We start from the raw sequence: 15,633 nt of genomic DNA, 5'->3' as shown, positions 1-15,633 counted from the left end.
CTGTGTGCCACGGCTTGTTTCTGCTTGAGGACCGCCAATTATTATGTCCATGACTCCCCGCGAAATCGTCCACGAACTCAACCGCCACATCATCGGCCAGGACGATGCCAAGCGCGCCGTCGCGATCGCCCTGCGCAACCGCTGGCGCCGCATGCAGCTCCCTGAAGAGCTGCGTGTTGAAGTGACCCCGAAGAACATCCTGATGATCGGCCCGACCGGTGTCGGTAAAACCGAAATCGCCCGTCGCCTGGCGAAACTGGCCAACGCGCCGTTCATCAAGGTCGAAGCGACCAAGTTCACTGAAGTCGGCTACGTGGGCCGTGACGTCGAATCGATCATCCGTGATCTGGCCGACGCCGCGATCAAGATGCTCCGTGAGCAGGAAATGACCCGCGTGCGCCACCGTGCCGAAGACGCCGCCGAGGACCGCATCCTCGACGCGCTGCTGCCACCGGCGCGCATGGGCTTCAGCAACGAGGAGCCGGCTCAGGATTCCAACACCCGCCAACTGTTCCGCAAGCGCCTGCGCGAAGGTCAGCTGGACGACAAGGAAATCGAGATCGAAGTCGCCGAAGTGTCCGGCATCGAGATCGCCACGCCACCCGGCATGGAAGAGATGACCAACCAGCTGCAGTCGCTGTTCGCCAACATGGGCAAGGGCAAGAAAAAAGCCCGCAAGCTCAAGGTCAAGGAAGCGCTGAAGCTGGTGCGCGACGAAGAGGCTGGCCGTCTGGTCAACGAAGAAGAGCTGAAGGCCAAGGCGCTGGAAGCGGTCGAACAGCACGGCATCGTGTTCATCGACGAGATCGACAAGGTCGCCAAGCGCGGCAATGTCGGCGGTGCCGATGTGTCCCGTGAAGGCGTACAGCGCGACCTGCTGCCGCTGATCGAGGGCTGCACCGTCAACACCAAGCTGGGCATGGTCAAGACCGACCACATCCTGTTCATCGCTTCCGGTGCGTTCCACCTGAGCAAGCCGAGCGATCTGGTGCCGGAGCTGCAAGGCCGCCTGCCGATCCGCGTCGAACTCAAGGCCCTGAGCCCGGAAGACTTCGAGCGCATCCTCAGCGAACCGCACGCCTCGCTCACCGAGCAATATTGCGCGTTGCTGAAGACCGAAGGCCTGAACATCCAGTTCCAGCCTGAAGGTATCAAGCGCATTGCCGAGATAGCCTGGCAGGTCAACGAGAAGACCGAGAACATCGGCGCCCGTCGCCTGCACACGCTGCTTGAGCGTCTGCTGGAAGAGGTGTCGTTCAGTGCCGGCGACCTGGCCAGCACGCACGATGAGAAGCCGATCCTGATCGACGCCGAATACGTCAACAGCCACTTGGGCGAATTGGCGCAGAACGAAGATCTGTCCCGTTATATCCTGTAAGCAACTCTTACAGATGTAATGGAACTGTGGGAGCGAGCCTGCTCGCGAAGACGGCAGTACATTCAACCCTTGTGTTGACTGAACCACCGCATTCGCGAGCAGGCTCGCTCCCACAAGGTTCCGCACCAGACGGATACCTGATCATGATCCCTACCGACATCAAACTGCACAAAGCCTCGAAAACCCTGACGCTCACTTACGCGTCCGGCGAGGAATACACCCTGCCCGCAGAATTCCTGCGCGTGCATTCCCCTTCCGCCGAGGTCCAGGGCCACGGCAAACCGATCCTGCAATTCGGCAAGCTCAACGTCGGTCTGAGCAAGCTGGAACCGGCCGGTCACTACGCACTGAAACTGACCTTCGACGACGGCCACGACAGCGGCCTGTTCACCTGGGATTATCTCTACGAGCTGGGGCGACGTTATGACGCACTCTGGGCCGATTATCTGGCTGAGCTCAAAGCGGCCGGGAAAACCCGCGATCCGGACGAGTCGATCGTCAAGCTGATGCTCTAGTCCGAGCCTCTTGCTCTTTAGAGGGCATTTTCTAAATTCATCTGTTTGAATGCTCTGCTGTGTGGCCGAGGATCGGCCTGCTTGCGAAAAAAATTAAACTCGGGTAACCAATGGAGCTGGCAAGTTCCCTGCAGTGCTCTATGAACTGTAAAGCAGCTATGCAGAATTAACGGTCACCCGAGCAGTAGTACCTGGCATTGGCTGTGGAACTGCACAGCAGAAAACCGGGTACTCGTCTCAGGACAATGGAGCGTCGTAGATGAGTAACAAGAATAACGATGACCTGAAGTACCAAGCCTCGGAAAACACCCTGGGGCTTAATCCCGTCGTTGGGCTGCGCGGAAAGGATCTGCTGGCCTCTGCTCGTATGGTGCTGACCCAGGCCATCAAACAACCGATCCATAGCGTCAAGCACGTGACCCATTTCGGTCTCGAACTGAAGAACGTGCTGTTCGGCAAATCCGAACTGCAACCGGCCAGCGATGACCGTCGCTTCGCTGATCCGGCCTGGAGCCAGAACCCGCTCTACAAACGTTATCTGCAAACCTACCTGGCGTGGCGCAAGGAGCTCCATTCCTGGATCGACGACAGCAGCCTGTCACCCAAAGACATCGCCCGCGGCCACTTCGTGATCAACCTGATGACCGAAGCCATGGCCCCGACCAACACGGCGGCCAACCCCGCGGCGGTCAAACGTTTCTTCGAGACCGGCGGCAAAAGCCTGCTCGACGGCCTTTCGCATCTGGCCAAGGATCTGGTGCACAACGGCGGCATGCCGAGCCAGGTCAACATGGGCGCGTTCGAGGTCGGCAAGAGCCTGGGCGTGACCGAAGGCGCAGTGGTGTTTCGCAACGACGTGCTGGAGCTGATCCAGTACAAGCCGATCACCGAACAGGTCCACGAGCGCCCGTTGCTCGTCGTTCCGCCACAGATCAACAAGTTCTACGTATTCGATTTGAGCCCGGACAAAAGTCTGGCGCGTTTCTGCCTGCGCAATAACGTGCAGACGTTCATCGTCAGCTGGCGCAATCCGACCAAGGCCCAGCGCGAGTGGGGCCTGTCGACCTACATCGATGCGCTCAAGGAAGCGGTCGACGTGGTCACGGCGATCACCGGCAGCAAAGACGTGAACATGCTCGGCGCCTGCTCCGGCGGCATCACCTGCACCGCCCTGCTCGGCCACTACGCCGCCCTCGGCGAAAAGAAGGTCAACGCCCTGACCCTGCTGGTCAGCGTGCTCGACACCACCCTGGACAGCGACGTCGCCCTGTTCGTCGACGAGCAGACCCTGGAGACCGCCAAGCGCCACTCGTATCAGGCCGGCGTGCTCGAAGGCAAAGACATGGCCAAGGTCTTCGCGTGGATGCGCCCCAACGACCTGATCTGGAACTACTGGGTCAACAACTACCTGCTCGGCAACGAGCCGCCGGTCTTCGACATTCTGTTCTGGAACAACGACACCACCCGGTTGCCGGCAGCGTTCCACGGCGACCTGATCGAGATGTTCAAAAACAACCCACTGATTCGCCCCAATGCACTGGAAGTGTGCGGCACACCGATCGACCTCAAGCAGGTCACGGCCGACATTTTCTCGCTGGCTGGCACCAACGACCACATCACCCCGTGGAAGTCCTGCTACAAGTCGGCGCAGCTGTTTGGCGGCAAGGTTGAATTCGTGCTGTCGAGCAGCGGGCATATCCAGAGCATTCTGAATCCGCCGGGCAACCCGAAATCGCGTTACATGACCAGTGAAGGCACGGCCGCCAATGCCGATGACTGGCAAGAGAACTCAACCAAGCACACTGATTCCTGGTGGTTGTACTGGCAGGCGTGGCAGGCCGAGCGCTCGGGCGAGCTGAAAAAAGCGCCACTGAAACTGGGCAACAAGGCGTATCCGGCAGGCGAAGCTTCGCCGGGCACTTACGTACATGAAAGATAGCGGCAAGCCATAAGTTACAAGCCGCAAGCTGAGCAGGTTCTGCTTGAAGCTTGCGGCTTGTAACTGCTCCACTCTAACCCGAAGGGCCTGAAGCATGCCGCAACCGTTCATTTTCCGTACCGTCGATCTGGATGGGCAGACCCTCCGCACCGCGGTACGCCCCGGCAAGCCTCATTTGACGCCCTTGCTGATATTCAACGGCATCGGCGCCAACCTGGAGCTGGTGTTTCCGTTCGTCGCGGCGCTGGACCCGGATCTGGAAGTGATCGCCTTCGACGTGCCCGGTGTCGGCGGCTCGTCGACGCCGAGTCGGCCATATCGCTTTCCCGGGCTGGCGAAACTGACCTCACGGATGCTCGATTACCTCGACTACGGTCAGGTCAACGTGATCGGCGTGTCCTGGGGCGGAGCGCTGGCGCAGCAGTTCGCCCACGACTACCCCGAACGCTGCAAGAAACTGGTGCTGGCGGCGACCGCAGCGGGTGCCTTCATGGTGCCGGGCAAGCCGAAGGTGCTGTGGATGATGGCCAGCCCGCGACGCTACATCCAGCCATCGCACGTGATCCGCATCGCGCCGCTGATCTACGGCGGCTCGTTCCGCCGCGACCCGACGCTGGCCGCCAGCCATGCGGCCAAGGTGCGTTCGGCGGGCAAGCTCGGTTACTACTGGCAACTGTTCGCGGGCCTGGGCTGGACCAGCATTCACTGGCTGCACAAGATCCATCAGCCGACGCTGGTACTGGCCGGCGACGACGATCCACTGATCCCGCTGATCAACATGCGCATGCTCGCCTGGCGAATTCCCAACGCCCAGCTGCACATCATCGACGACGGTCATCTGTTCCTGATCACCCGCGCCGAAGCGGTGGCGCCGATCATCATGAAATTCCTTGAGGAGGAGCGGCAGCGCGCCGTGATGCACCCGCATCCGACACCGCTGGGCGGATAAACCGCCACGGCAGGCTTTATGCAGGGTTTTATACAAAATGCGTGGCAGGACGCCGCGCAGGCAACAACCCGTAACAGCGACTATGGTGTTCTGGTTCGGTGAGTTTGTTTTTGACCTGAAGACGAAGGAGTGTTGAGTCATGCGCGACAAACCTGCGACGGGCGTAGTGCCCAGTCCCGCCGTGTTCATCAATGCACAAAGTGCAATGACCGGCCTGCGTGGCCGCGACCTGATCTCGACGCTGCGCAGTGTCGCAGCCCACGGCCTGCGCAACCCGCTCCACAGTGCCAGGCACGCCTTGAAACTCGGCGGCCAGCTCGGTCGCGTGTTGCTCGGTGAAACCCTGCACCCGACCAACCCGCAGGACACGCGGTTCACCGACCCGGCATGGAGCCTCAACCCCTTCTACCGACGCAGCCTGCAGGCGTATCTGGCCTGGCAGAAACAGGTCAAGAGCTGGATTGACGAAAGCAGCATGAGCGAGGACGACCGCGCCCGCGCGCACTTCGCGTTCACGCTGCTCAACGACGCCGTGGCGCCCTCCAACACCTTGCTCAATCCGCTGGCGATCAAGGAGCTTTTCAACTCCGGCGGTCACAGCCTGGTGCGCGGCCTGAGCCATCTGTTCGACGATCTGCTGCACAACGACGGCCTGCCGCGCCAGGTGACCAAGCAGGCATTCGAAGTCGGCAAGACTGTCGCCACGACCACCGGCTCAGTGGTATTTCGCAACGAGATGCTCGAGCTGATCCAGTACAGGCCGATGAGCGAAAAACAGTACGCCAAGCCGCTGCTGGTGGTGCCGCCGCAAATCAACAAGTACTACATTTTCGACCTCAGCCCTCAAAACAGCTTCGTCCAGTACGCACTGAAAAACGGTTTGCAGACCTTCATGATCAGTTGGCGCAACCCGGATGTGCGCCATCGCGAATGGGGTCTGTCGACCTATGTCGAGGCGGTGGAAGAAGCGATGAACATCTGCCGGGCCATCACCGGCGCCCGTGACGTCAACCTGATGGGCGCCTGCGCCGGTGGCCTGACCATCGCCGCGCTGCAAGGTCATCTGCAAGCCAAACGCCAACTGCGGCGGATCTCCAGCGCGACCTATCTGGTTAGCCTGCTCGACAGTCAGATCGAAACCCCGACCACGCTGTTCGCCGACGAACAGACCATCGAAGCGGCCAAGCGCCGCTCCTATCAGAAAGGCGTGCTGGACGGTCGCGACATGGCCAAGGTGTTCGCCTGGATGCGGCCCAACGATTTGATCTGGAGCTACTTCGTCAACAACTACCTGTTGGGTAAAGAGCCGCCGGCCTTCGACATCCTCTACTGGAACAACGACAACACGCGCCTGCCCGCCGCGTTCCATGGCGACCTGCTGGACTTTTTCAAGCACAACCCGCTGACCCACCCGGGCGGCCTGGAAGTCTGCGGTACGCCGATCGACCTGCAGAAAGTCACCGTCGACAGCTTCAGCGTGGCCGGCATGAACGACCACATCACGCCGTGGGATGCGGTGTATCGCTCAACCCTGTTGCTCGGTGGCGAACGGCGCTTCGTGTTGTCCAGCAGCGGCCATGTGCAAAGCATCCTCAATCCGCCAAGCAACCCCAAAGCCAGTTACGTCGAAAACGGCAAGCTGAGCAGCGACCCACGCGCCTGGTATTACGACGCCAAACGCGTCGACGGCAGTTGGTGGCCACAGTGGCTGGAATGGATTCAGCAACGCTCCGGCGCCCAGCACGAGACCCTGATGACCCTCGGCAACCCGAACTATCCACCGATGGAGGCGGCACCCGGCACCTACGTGCATGTGCGCTGACGCTTAACTGAACTTTTCTAAGAAGACTGGATGAAAACCCGCGACCGGATCCTCGAATGTGCCCTGCAACTGTTCAACGAAAAGGGTGAGCCCAACGTCTCCACCATGGAAGTTGCCAATGAAATGGGGATCAGCCCCGGCAACCTCTACTACCACTTCCACGGCAAGGAGCCGTTGATTCTCGGCCTGTTCGAACGCTTCCAGAATGAACTGGCGCCGCTGCTCGACCCACCGTCGGATGTCGAGTTGGCGCCGGAGGATTACTGGCTGTTTCTGCATCTGATCGTCGAGCGCCTGGCGCAGTACCGCTTTCTGTTCCAGGACCTGTCGAACCTCGCCGGGCGCCTGCCGAAACTGGCCAAGGGCATTCGCAACCTGCTCAACGCCCTCAAGCGCACGCTCGCGGCCTTGCTCGCACGGTTGAAAGCGTCGGGGCAGTTGGTCAGTGATACCCAGGCGCTGGGGCAACTGGTCGAGCAGATCACCATGACCCTGCTGTTCTCGCTGGACTATCAGCGGATTCTGGATCGGGAGGGTGAGGTCAGACTCGTCGTGTACCAGATCATGATGCTGGTGGCGCCGCATCTGTTGCCGCCGGTGAAGGTGGCGACTGAGCGAATGGCCCTGCAGTACCTCGAAGATCACGACTGACCCGGATCTCTGCAGCAACGAATATCCCCTGTGGGAGCGAGCCTGCTCGCGAAAGCGGTGTGTCAGTCGATATCTGCCTGACTGACAGTCTGCATTCGTGAGCAGGCTCGCTCCCACCGGGAGATTGGGGGGTGTGCTGACGAGTGTCTACACCAACAAAAAACGCCCGACCTTCACAGGCCGGGCGTTTTGTTTTGCCCTGAAGAATCAGGACTGACTGGTTGGCGTCGACGGGGTCGATGCAGCAGTCGGGGTTGCCACCGGAGTCGGAGCAGCGGCCGAATTCGACGCGCTGACCGGCGCTGCCGGGGTAGCTGGCTTGGCTGCAGCAGCTACTGGCGGTTTCGCTGCAGCGGCTTTCGGTGCGGCCGGTTTTTTCACTGCAGGCTTTTTCGCCGCCGCCGGTTTGGCCGCAGGCTTGGCAGCCGGTTTGGCGGCAGCGGTTTTCGCTGCTGGCTTGGCGGCTGGTTTTGCTGCAGGTTTCGCAGCTGCTTTGGCGGCTGCCGGTTTGGCTGCAGCTTTTGCTGCTGGCTTGGCGGCGGCAGGTTTGGCGGCTGCGGTCTTGGCAGCAGGCTTGGCTGCAGGTTTAGCAGCCGCCTTGGCCAGCGGCTTGGCAGCGGTTTTAGCCGCAGGTTTGGCTGCAGCAGTCTTGGCAGCCGGTTTGGCCGCAGCGGTTTTCGCCGCTACAGGCTGGGCTTTCAGACCGGTGAGTTTCTCGATCTGCTTGGTCAGGGTTTCAACCTTGCTGTGCAGCGCTTTCACTTCATTGCGGCTTGGCACACCCAGGCGCGAAATCGCGCTGTTCAGGCGCTTGTCGAAAGCCCCTTCCAACTCGTCCCACTTGCCCAGTGCGCGATCTTTCACGCCGCTGATGCGCGACTTGGCCGAAGAAGCGGAGTCCTTGGCGGCATCGACTTTCTTGCCGACTGCAGACTTGGTGAGCTTCTCGGCTTTCTCGCCGTCTTTGACCAGTGTCTCGAAGAGCTTGCTGCCGTCAGTGTCGATCTTCGAGTACACGCCTAAACCAGCCAGCCAGATTTTGCGGGAGTAGTCTTCGACTTTCCCGATCCACGAGCTGCCTTCTTTATCGGTGTTCTTTTTACCAGCCATCCCGTTCTCCTTAAGATTTACGCGCGACGCGTTCGAGCAATGCCGTCAGCTCATCGAGCTTAGCAGAGAGTGTCTCAACGTCATGTTTAGACGGAATGCCGATACGATTCAAGGCGCTTGCTACGCGGGAGTCGAACGCCTTCTCGACCTTGTCGAGCTGAACTTCGACCCGGCCTTTGAATGAGCTCACTTCGCTCTTGGCTTCATCGATCTCGGCATTGGCCGCTTCGAGTTTTTCAGTGACGGCTTTTTTGCCTTTCTTTTCAACAGTTTGACCAGCCTTGATCAACTCCTGAAAGTACTCGCTGCCCTCTTGGCCAACCTTGGCGTAGGCACCCAGGCCTGCCAGCCAGATCTTGCGGGCATAGGATTTGACGTCGCTCAGAGCAGAAGTCGAAGCTTCGATTTTTTTCTTCAGAATTACTTTGGCCATGGTGCACCTCACGCGCAGAAGGTTTGAGGAACTGCCCGCAGATGTGTCGGGCTCAGGCACAAAGTAGGGAGAAAAATTAGAAACGGCACCCTAACAACTGACATAAACAGGTGGGCACACCCCAAAACAAATGTGGGAGCGGGCTTGCTCGCGAATACGGTGGAACAGTCAATTTTCGAGTCGACTGACACACCGCTTTCGCGAGCAGGCCCGCTCCCACAGGGGATCTCGGGTTACCGAAAAATCGCGATCAGACCAGCGCTTTATCCAGCGCCTTCTCGATCTCGGCTTTGATCATGCCGCTCATGGCCGACATCATGATGCCCAGCTCGACATCGACCTTGATCGAATCGTCGGCCACGTGCACCGCGCCTTTCACGCCCGAGCGCTTGAGGTTGAGGGTGTCGCCCGACCATTGCGGCTCCAGGCCATATTGATCGGAGAGTTTTTGCGCCAGCTTGTCAGCCTTCTCGCGGGCGGCTTCCTTGCCCAGGTTGTGTGCACGCTCAACACTGATTTTGGCCATTGAATGACTCCTGCTTTTTGAATGGGGCTGTGAATACGTGTCGGTAAATCTTGACCACCTCTGCGGCAAATCGTCCCGAAGGTTGCCCATCTTACCTTTAGCCATTCCAAGACAAAGCATGGCTTGGGGATTAGAATGTCGCGCATTCTCTTTTGGTGACAGCGATATGACTGATCAGCGCAAAGGCAGCGATGCCGAACCCACCACACATTTCGGCTTCAAAAACGTTCCGGAAAGCCAGAAAGCGGAAAAAGTCGCTGAGGTTTTCCACTCGGTAGCCGCCAAATACGATCTGATGAACGACCTTCTGTCGGGCGGCATGCACCGTCTGTGGAAGCGTTTTGCGATCGAACTGTCGGGCGTTCGCAGCGGCAACCGCGTGCTGGACATCGCCGGCGGTACCGGTGACCTGACCAAGAAATTCTCGCACCTGGTCGGCCCGACCGGTCAGGTGGTGCTGGCCGACATCAACGAATCGATGCTCAAGGTCGGTCGTGACCGCCTGCTGGACCTGGGTGTGTCGGGCAACGTCGAATTCGTTCAGGCGGACGCGGAAAAACTGCCGTTCCCGGACAACCACTTCGACTGCGTAACCATCGCCTTCGGCCTGCGCAACGTGACGCATAAAGAAGACGCCCTGCGCTCGATGCTGCGCGTGCTCAAGCCGGGCGGCCGTCTGCTGGTGCTGGAGTTCTCCAAGCCGACCAATGCGCTGATGTCCAAGGCCTACGACGCCTACTCGTTCGCCTTCATGCCGCTGATGGGCAAGCTGATCACCAACGACTCGGAAAGCTATCGCTACCTGGCCGAATCGATCCGCATGCACCCGAATCAGGAAACCCTGAAGTCGATGATGGTCGACGCCGGTTTCGACCGTGTGACCTATCACAACATGACCGCAGGCATTGTTGCTCTGCACCGCGGCATCAAGCCCTGATGCTGCTCACCGGGCTGCTCGCCAGCGTCGAACTCGGCCTCAACCGAGTGCTGCGTCTCGACAGCACGGCGCTGCCGCGGCTGGCGCATCTGACCGGCAAGGTAATCGCCGTAGATTGCCGCAGCCCGGCGCTGCAGCTGTTCATCCTGCCGAGCGACGAAGGCCTGATGCTCGCCTCGCACTGGGAGACCGGTGTCGACTGCACCCTGCGCGCCCCGGCTTCAAGCCTGGTGAAACTGGCCGTGAGCAAGGACAAGACCGCGGTGCTGCATGCCCCGGAAGTCGAACTCGATGGCGACAGCGGCGTGCTGCTGGAACTGGCCGGCGTGCTGCAGGATCTTGAGCTGGACTGGGAGTACGAACTCTCGCGCTGGCTCGGCCCGGTCGCCACGCAACTGGTCGGCGGTCATCTGCGCAGCCGCGCACGCTGGTATCAACAAGGATTTGCCAGCCTCAACCAGAACCTCGCCGAGTACCTCGCCGAAGAATCACGCACCCTTGTCGGGCAGCGCGAAGCCGAAGCTCGGTTCAGCGAACTGGACCGGATCAAACTTGATCTGGAACGTCTCGAGGCGCGTTTCGAGCGCCTTTCCCGATCCCTCGACCCAAGCGATAACGCATGAAGCTGCTTGCCGTCCGCCGTCTGTTGCGCATCCAGCGCGTCGTGATCCGCTACCGCCTCGATGACCTGCTGTTCGATCTGCCGCTGCCCTGGTTTCTCCTGGCGCTGCGCTATGTGCTGCCGTGGCGCTGGTTCCCGCGCAAGCCGCTGGACCTGAGCCGTGGCGCGCGCCTGCGTCTGGCCCTGCAGGATCTGGGGCCGATTTTCATCAAGTTCGGGCAGATTCTCTCGACCCGCCGCGACCTGCTGCCGGAAGACATCGCCGATGAGCTGATGCTGTTGCAGGACCGCGTGCCGCCGTTCGATTCGCAGCTGTCAGTCAAACTGATCGAAGAGCAGCTGGGCAAGAAGATCAGCGAAGTGTTCAGCCGCTTTGACGTCGAGCCGCTGGCCTCGGCCTCGGTGGCGCAGGTGCATGCCGCGCAGCTGAAAACCGGCGAAGAAGTGGTGGTCAAGGTGATCCGCCCAGGCCTGAAGCCAATCATCGCGCAGGATCTCGCGTGGCTGTTCATCCTCGCCCGCGCCGCCGAAAAAGTCTCGGCCGACGCGCGCCTGCTGCACCCGGTCGACGTGGTGCAGGACTACGAAAAAACCATCTACGACGAGCTCGACCTGCTGCGCGAGGCGGCCAACGCCAGCCAGTTGAAGCGCAACTTCGAGGGCTCGCCACTGCTTTATGTGCCGCAAGTCTATTGGGACTGGTGCCGGCCGAAAGTGCTGGTGATGGAGCGCATCTACGGAATCCAGGTCACTGATCTGGCGACCCTCGCCGATCAGCGCACCGACATGAAAATGCTCGCCGAGCGTGGCGTGGAGATCTTCTTCACCCAGGTGTTCCGCGACAGTTTCTTCCACGCCGACATGCACCCGGGCAACATCTTCGTCAGTACCGTCAACCCGTGGAGCCCGCAGTACATCGCGATCGACTGCGGCATCGTCGGCAGCCTGACCCCGGAAGACCAGGACTATCTGGCGCGCAACCTGTTTGCCTTCTTCAAGCGCGACTATCGCCGCGTGGCGCAGTTGCACATCGATTCGGGCTGGGTGCCGGCAGAAACCAAACTCAACGAGTTCGAAGCGGCAATCCGTACTGTGTGCGAGCCGATCTTCGAAAAACCGTTAAAAGATATTTCATTTGGCCAGGTGCTGATGCGCCTGTTCCAAACCGCGCGACGCTTCAACATGGAAGTCCAGCCGCAGCTGGTGCTGCTGCAAAAGACCCTGCTGAACATCGAAGGCCTCGGCCGTCAGCTGTACCCGGACCTGGATCTGTGGAACACCGCGCAGCCGTTCCTCGAACGCTGGATGCGCGAGCGCGTCAGCCCGAAAGCCTTGATCGGCAACGTGCAGAGCCAGTTCGAACAGCTGCCGCACCTGGCCAACATGGCCCGCGACCTGCTCGAACGCATGTCCCAGCCACACGCCAACGACCCGCCACCGCCGTGGCACAAGCGCAAGGACGACTGGTTCCTGCGTCTGCTCGGCAGTGCTCATCTGGCGGGCGGCACCATTCTCGCCGCCGGTGGCCCGATGCACGAACTGGGGCATTGGCCCGCCGGAATCATGGTGGCAGTCGGCTTGTATCTGGTCGTTCGCCGATAGCCAGTTGCGTGATCGGCTGGCACACTGTTTCAACGCCTGAACCCGACTATTGAAGTGTGGGTTCGCTGTCGGAGTCGAAGATGAAAAACTGGCTGGACGAGATCAAGTGGGACGCCGATGGCCTGGTGCCGGCGATTGCCCAGGATCACAAGACCGGACGCGTGCTGATGATGGCCTGGATGAACCGCGAAGCCCTGGAGCTGACCGCATCCGAAAACCGTGCCATCTACTGGTCACGTTCCCGTGGCAAGCTGTGGCGCAAGGGCGAAGAGTCCGGCCACGTACAGACCCTGCATGAAATGCGTCTGGACTGTGACGCCGACGTGATCATCCTGATGGTCGAACAGATCGGCGACATCGCTTGCCATACCGGCCGTCAAAGCTGCTTTTACCGTGTCTTCGAAAACGGCGACTGGAAAACGGTCGATCCGGTTCTGAAAGACCCGCACGCAATCTACTCCGCAGGACACAAACATGAGTGACACCCTGACTCGTCTGGCCGAAGTGCTCGAAGAGCGCAAAGGCGCAGCGGCCGACAGCTCATATGTAGCTAGTCTGTATCACAAGGGCCTGAACAAGATTCTGGAGAAAGTCGGCGAAGAGTCGGTCGAAACCATTATCGCCGCCAAGGACGCTGCCATCAGCGGCGACTGCAGCGACGTGATCTACGAGACCGCCGACCTGTGGTTCCACAGCATGGTCATGCTCGCCCAACTGGGGCAGCATCCACAGGCTGTGCTGGATGAACTGGATCGCCGCTTCGGCCTGTCGGGACACGTCGAGAAAGCCTCGCGTCCATCCGCCTGAACAATTTTTAGAGAGGAACAGCAACATGGGCATTTTTGACTGGAAACACTGGATCGTCATTCTGGTTGTCGTGGTGCTGGTGTTCGGCACCAAGAAACTGAAAAACCTCGGCACCGACGTCGGTGAGTCGATCAAGGGCTTCCGTAAAGCCATGAACGACGACGAGAAAGCGGCCGCCGATCCGACCGTAACGCCTGCGCAACCGGTACCACCGGTGCAGCCGCAAGCCACCGCTCAGGCCAATCCGCCGCACACCATCGACGTGCAGGCGCAGAAAGTCGAAGAGCCGATCCGCAAAGACGTGTGAGCACTGACTAATGTTTGGTATCAGCTTCTCTGAACTGCTGCTCGTCGGCCTCGTTGCCCTGCTGGTTCTGGGCCCCGAGCGTCTGCCGGGCGCTGCGCGCACCGCTGGCCTGTGGGTCGGGCGGCTGAAGCGCAGCTTCAACGCGATCAAACAGGAAGTTGAGCGTGAAATCGGTGCCGACGAGATCCGTCGGCAACTGCACAACGAGCACATTCTGTCGCTGGAGCAGGAGGCGCGGAAGATTTTCACGCCACCGGTTCAGCAGGAGCCGACGCCGGTTGAACACGTGGGTGAGCAGACGATTCATGCGCCAAGCGCGCCTGTCGCGCCGACACCTGCACCTGCATCCGTTGTAGCGCCGACAGAACCTGTGTCCGCAGTTGCAGAACATTCGGTTGAACACGTAGCTGCACCCGCCGCGCCGACAACACCGGCCCCTCACGACCCAACACTGCCGCCGCGAGCCCCATGAGCGATCTCCCCGAAAACGACCAGCACATGCCGCTGGTATCGCACCTCACCGAGTTGCGCACCCGCCTGCTGCGTTGTGTGGCGGCAGTCTTCATCATCTTCGCCGGGTTGTTCGCCTTCACCCAGCAGATCTACACCTTCGTCTCGACGCCGCTGCGCCAGTACCTGCCGGTCGGCGCGACGATGATCGCCACTGATGTGTCGTCGCCCTTCCTGACGCCGCTGAAGCTGACGATGATGGTTTCGCTGTTTCTCGCGATCCCGGTGATCCTGCATCAGATCTGGGGCTTCATCGCGCCGGGCTTGTACAAGCACGAGAAGCGCATCGCGGTGCCGCTGCTGGTGTCGAGCATCCTGCTGTTCTACACCGGCATGGCGTTCGCCTATTACTTCGTGTTTCCGCTGATCTTCAAGTTCTTCGCCGCCGCCACCCCGGCCGGCGTGGAAATGATGACCGACATCACCAGTTACCTCGACTTTGTGATGACGCTGTTCTTCGCCTTCGGCGTCGCGTTCGAAATCCCGGTGGCCGTGGTGCTGCTGGTGTGGATCGGCGTGGTCGACGTCAAATACCTGAAGAAGATCCGCCCGTACGTGATCATCGGCTGCTTCGTGGTCGGCATGATCCTCACGCCGCCGGACATCTTCTCCCAGACCCTGCTGGCCGTGCCGATGTGGATGCTGTTTGAAATCGGCATCCTGTTCGGCAGCCTGGTCAGCAAGCGCGAGCGCCCGGACGAAACCGTCGACGACCATAACGACCAGCCGCCAGCGACGCAGCCATGAACCTGTTGTTGCTCGAAGAGGCCGATTTCATTGCGGCCGACCGCGTCGTGCTGCGTGATCGGCGCCTGACGCACATGCAGGAGGTCCACCGCTCGGAAGTCGGCGACAGCCTGCGGGTCGGGCGCATCGGCGGGTTGATGGGCTCGGCCGAGCTGCTGCGTCTGGAAGCGGGCGAAGCCGAACTGCGGGTCACCCTCGATCAGCCACCCCCGGCCAAGCTGCCGCTCACTCTGGTATTGGCCCTGCCGCGCCCGAAGATGCTGCGGCGGGTGTTCCAGACCGTGGCGACCATGGGCGTGTCGAAGGTGATTCTGGTCAACAGCTACCGCGTCGAAAAGAGCTTCTGGCAGACGCCGTTTCTGGAGCCGGAAGCGATTCGCGAGAATTTGATCCTCGGTCTCGAACAGGCTCGCGATACGGTCCTGCCGGAGATCATCATCGAGAAGCGCTTCAAGCCGTTCGTCGAAGACCGTCTGCCGGCGATCAGCGAAGGCACCCTCGGTCTGGTTGGCCACCCCGGCAACTACCCGCCCTGCCCGCGCGCCCTGAGCGAACCGGTGACCCTGGCGATCGGCCCTGAAGGCGGCTGGATCCCCTACGAAATCGATCTGCTGGGCAAGTCCGGCCTGCAACCGGTGCAATTGGGCGAGCGCATCCTGCGCGTCGAAACCGCCGTCACCGCCCTCCTCGCCCGCCTGTTCTAACCCGACAAATCGGGTTACAGATTGCCATCACCCAGCCGATACAGTTCCCATAAGTCCAATTAGTGGTCCGAGGG

At 60.6% G+C, this 15,633-nt stretch carries 18 protein-coding genes; 15 read left to right on the top strand and 3 right to left on the bottom strand.

The annotated features are described in order from the left end of the window. The first annotated feature begins 43 nt into the window (after positions 1–43). From hslU to AC0J41_RS00165, 6 genes are all read left to right on the top strand, one after another. Positions 44–1,378 carry an ATP-dependent protease ATPase subunit HslU gene (gene hslU / locus AC0J41_RS00190; protein WP_025110274.1) on the top strand — a complete coding sequence of 445 codons (1,335 nt, stop codon included), beginning with the start codon at positions 44–46 and terminating at the stop codon, positions 1,376–1,378. Between the two features lie 140 nt (positions 1,379–1,518). Beyond that, the gene (locus AC0J41_RS00185; protein ID WP_177327328.1) at positions 1,519–1,893 is read left to right on the top strand and encodes a gamma-butyrobetaine hydroxylase family protein; all 375 of its coding nucleotides are present in this window, start codon (positions 1,519–1,521) and stop codon (positions 1,891–1,893) included. A 259-nt stretch (positions 1,894–2,152) separates the two neighbouring features. After that, entirely contained in the window at positions 2,153–3,832 is a 1,680-nt protein-coding gene (phaC, locus tag AC0J41_RS00180) for a class II poly(R)-hydroxyalkanoic acid synthase (RefSeq protein ID WP_473014241.1), read from the top strand. 94 nt (positions 3,833–3,926) lie between these two features. Continuing rightward, complete coding sequence (gene phaZ, locus AC0J41_RS00175) at positions 3,927–4,781, top strand: poly(3-hydroxyalkanoate) depolymerase (RefSeq protein ID WP_025110277.1); 855 nt, start codon at positions 3,927–3,929, stop codon at positions 4,779–4,781. Between the two features lie 139 nt (positions 4,782–4,920). Then, positions 4,921–6,603 carry a class II poly(R)-hydroxyalkanoic acid synthase gene (phaC, locus tag AC0J41_RS00170; RefSeq protein WP_473014240.1) on the top strand — a complete coding sequence of 561 codons (1,683 nt, stop codon included), beginning with the start codon at positions 4,921–4,923 and terminating at the stop codon, positions 6,601–6,603. A gap of 30 nt (positions 6,604–6,633) precedes the next feature. Then, a complete protein-coding gene (locus AC0J41_RS00165) occupies positions 6,634–7,254 on the top strand; it encodes a TetR/AcrR family transcriptional regulator (protein WP_473014239.1) in 621 nt (206 codons plus the stop codon). A 207-nt stretch (positions 7,255–7,461) separates the two neighbouring features. Here the strand turns inward: AC0J41_RS00165 and AC0J41_RS00160 are convergent, their stop codons facing one another. The 3 genes from AC0J41_RS00160 to AC0J41_RS00150 form a co-directional block, all read right to left on the bottom strand. Beyond that, complete coding sequence (locus tag AC0J41_RS00160; RefSeq protein ID WP_473014238.1) at positions 7,462–8,364, bottom strand: phasin family protein; 903 nt, start codon at positions 8,362–8,364, stop codon at positions 7,462–7,464. Between the two features lie 10 nt (positions 8,365–8,374). Then, positions 8,375–8,797: a phasin family protein gene (locus AC0J41_RS00155; RefSeq protein WP_473014237.1), complete on the bottom strand. Its 423-nt coding sequence runs from the start codon at positions 8,795–8,797 to the stop codon at positions 8,375–8,377. A gap of 250 nt (positions 8,798–9,047) precedes the next feature. Next, on the bottom strand, positions 9,048–9,323 hold the full coding sequence (locus AC0J41_RS00150) for a polyhydroxyalkanoic acid system family protein (RefSeq protein WP_025110282.1): 276 nt from the start codon (positions 9,321–9,323) through the stop codon (positions 9,048–9,050). 166 nt (positions 9,324–9,489) lie between these two features. Between AC0J41_RS00150 and ubiE the strand changes: the two genes are divergently transcribed. From ubiE to AC0J41_RS00105, 9 genes are all read left to right on the top strand, one after another. After that, positions 9,490–10,260, top strand: coding sequence for a bifunctional demethylmenaquinone methyltransferase/2-methoxy-6-polyprenyl-1,4-benzoquinol methylase UbiE (ubiE, locus tag AC0J41_RS00145; RefSeq protein WP_003220857.1), 771 nt, complete (start codon positions 9,490–9,492; stop codon positions 10,258–10,260). Continuing rightward, a complete protein-coding gene (locus AC0J41_RS00140) occupies positions 10,260–10,883 on the top strand; it encodes a ubiquinone biosynthesis accessory factor UbiJ (RefSeq protein WP_086793910.1) in 624 nt (207 codons plus the stop codon). The genes ubiE and AC0J41_RS00140 overlap by 1 nt, the downstream gene beginning before the upstream one ends. Continuing rightward, the gene (gene ubiB / locus AC0J41_RS00135; RefSeq protein ID WP_025110284.1) at positions 10,880–12,484 is read left to right on the top strand and encodes a ubiquinone biosynthesis regulatory protein kinase UbiB; all 1,605 of its coding nucleotides are present in this window, start codon (positions 10,880–10,882) and stop codon (positions 12,482–12,484) included. Before AC0J41_RS00140 ends, ubiB begins: the two co-directional genes overlap by 4 nt. Positions 12,485–12,564: 80 nt before the next feature. Then, the gene (gene hisI / locus AC0J41_RS00130; protein ID WP_025110285.1) at positions 12,565–12,966 is read left to right on the top strand and encodes a phosphoribosyl-AMP cyclohydrolase; all 402 of its coding nucleotides are present in this window, start codon (positions 12,565–12,567) and stop codon (positions 12,964–12,966) included. Further along, positions 12,959–13,291 carry a phosphoribosyl-ATP diphosphatase gene (locus tag AC0J41_RS00125; RefSeq protein ID WP_007909355.1) on the top strand — a complete coding sequence of 111 codons (333 nt, stop codon included), beginning with the start codon at positions 12,959–12,961 and terminating at the stop codon, positions 13,289–13,291. The genes hisI and AC0J41_RS00125 overlap by 8 nt, the downstream gene beginning before the upstream one ends. Positions 13,292–13,316: 25 nt before the next feature. Next, positions 13,317–13,598, top strand: a complete 282-nt coding sequence (locus AC0J41_RS00120; protein ID WP_025110286.1) for a twin-arginine translocase TatA/TatE family subunit — start codon at positions 13,317–13,319, stop codon at positions 13,596–13,598. A gap of 10 nt (positions 13,599–13,608) precedes the next feature. Then, positions 13,609–14,070, top strand: coding sequence for a Sec-independent protein translocase protein TatB (tatB, locus tag AC0J41_RS00115; RefSeq protein WP_473014236.1), 462 nt, complete (start codon positions 13,609–13,611; stop codon positions 14,068–14,070). Continuing rightward, complete coding sequence (gene tatC, locus AC0J41_RS00110) at positions 14,067–14,855, top strand: twin-arginine translocase subunit TatC (RefSeq protein WP_025110288.1); 789 nt, start codon at positions 14,067–14,069, stop codon at positions 14,853–14,855. Before tatB ends, tatC begins: the two co-directional genes overlap by 4 nt. Then, positions 14,852–15,559, top strand: coding sequence for a 16S rRNA (uracil(1498)-N(3))-methyltransferase (locus AC0J41_RS00105; RefSeq protein ID WP_473014235.1), 708 nt, complete (start codon positions 14,852–14,854; stop codon positions 15,557–15,559). Before tatC ends, AC0J41_RS00105 begins: the two co-directional genes overlap by 4 nt. Positions 15,560–15,633: the final 74 nt, after the last annotated feature.

Source organism: Pseudomonas sp. Arb-4-2C (genome assembly GCF_055755015.1).
Note: the sequence above shows the minus strand (reverse complement) of the source record. Positions and strands in the feature narration are given on the sequence as shown.

What these genes read in the sequence shown, in the direction of transcription:
- hslU (WP_025110274.1), top strand. Translation starts at nt 44, where the DNA reads ATGTCCATGACTCCCCGCGAAATCGTCCACGAACTCAACCGCCACATC.
- phaC (WP_473014241.1), top strand. Translation starts at nt 2,153, where the DNA reads ATGAGTAACAAGAATAACGATGACCTGAAGTACCAAGCCTCGGAAAAC.
- phaZ (WP_025110277.1), top strand. Translation starts at nt 3,927, where the DNA reads ATGCCGCAACCGTTCATTTTCCGTACCGTCGATCTGGATGGGCAGACC.
- phaC (WP_473014240.1), top strand. Translation starts at nt 4,921, where the DNA reads ATGCGCGACAAACCTGCGACGGGCGTAGTGCCCAGTCCCGCCGTGTTC.
- AC0J41_RS00165 (WP_473014239.1), top strand. Translation starts at nt 6,634, where the DNA reads ATGAAAACCCGCGACCGGATCCTCGAATGTGCCCTGCAACTGTTCAAC.
- AC0J41_RS00160 (WP_473014238.1), bottom strand. Translation starts at nt 8,364, where the DNA reads ATGGCTGGTAAAAAGAACACCGATAAAGAAGGCAGCTCGTGGATCGGG.
- AC0J41_RS00155 (WP_473014237.1), bottom strand. Translation starts at nt 8,797, where the DNA reads ATGGCCAAAGTAATTCTGAAGAAAAAAATCGAAGCTTCGACTTCTGCT.
- AC0J41_RS00150 (WP_025110282.1), bottom strand. Translation starts at nt 9,323, where the DNA reads ATGGCCAAAATCAGTGTTGAGCGTGCACACAACCTGGGCAAGGAAGCC.
- ubiE (WP_003220857.1), top strand. Translation starts at nt 9,490, where the DNA reads ATGACTGATCAGCGCAAAGGCAGCGATGCCGAACCCACCACACATTTC.
- AC0J41_RS00140 (WP_086793910.1), top strand. Translation starts at nt 10,260, where the DNA reads ATGCTGCTCACCGGGCTGCTCGCCAGCGTCGAACTCGGCCTCAACCGA.
- ubiB (WP_025110284.1), top strand. Translation starts at nt 10,880, where the DNA reads ATGAAGCTGCTTGCCGTCCGCCGTCTGTTGCGCATCCAGCGCGTCGTG.
- hisI (WP_025110285.1), top strand. Translation starts at nt 12,565, where the DNA reads ATGAAAAACTGGCTGGACGAGATCAAGTGGGACGCCGATGGCCTGGTG.
- AC0J41_RS00125 (WP_007909355.1), top strand. Translation starts at nt 12,959, where the DNA reads ATGAGTGACACCCTGACTCGTCTGGCCGAAGTGCTCGAAGAGCGCAAA.
- AC0J41_RS00120 (WP_025110286.1), top strand. Translation starts at nt 13,317, where the DNA reads ATGGGCATTTTTGACTGGAAACACTGGATCGTCATTCTGGTTGTCGTG.
- tatB (WP_473014236.1), top strand. Translation starts at nt 13,609, where the DNA reads ATGTTTGGTATCAGCTTCTCTGAACTGCTGCTCGTCGGCCTCGTTGCC.
- tatC (WP_025110288.1), top strand. Translation starts at nt 14,067, where the DNA reads ATGAGCGATCTCCCCGAAAACGACCAGCACATGCCGCTGGTATCGCAC.
- AC0J41_RS00105 (WP_473014235.1), top strand. Translation starts at nt 14,852, where the DNA reads ATGAACCTGTTGTTGCTCGAAGAGGCCGATTTCATTGCGGCCGACCGC.